Here is a 286-nt window from a genome sequence, read left to right as displayed (position 1 = left end):
GGCGCTGGCTTTCGCTTTGCTCAAGCCAAAATGCTCTGACTACTTTGCCACCGCTTTAAGCGGTGTTTGTACTACCTCACTTACCCTTAAAAGGGTCTGAATATTCCACACTTGTTAGCTTATCCATTGCTATATCATGTTTCTCTTGATCTCGGATATACTTCTTTATCGTGGATTCATTCAATCCAACTGTACTTACATAGTAGCCTTCAGCCCAAAAATGTCGGTTCCCATATTTGTATTTTAAGTTTGCATGTCGATCAAACATCATTAATGCACTTTTCCC

1 protein-coding gene is annotated in these 286 nt (G+C 40.2%); it reads right to left on the bottom strand.

What is annotated here, in order from left to right:
- Positions 1 to 76: 76 nt before the first annotated feature.
- Positions 77 to 286, bottom strand: a 210-nt coding sequence (locus LMC10_RS01285) for a transposase (RefSeq protein WP_182588640.1), incomplete at its 5' end; no start/stop codon positions are given.

This window comes from Limosilactobacillus reuteri subsp. simiae (assembly GCF_020784875.1).
GTDB classification, from domain to species: domain Bacteria; phylum Bacillota; class Bacilli; order Lactobacillales; family Lactobacillaceae; genus Limosilactobacillus; species Limosilactobacillus reuteri_H.
This window is presented reverse-complemented; position numbering and strand designations above follow the sequence as displayed.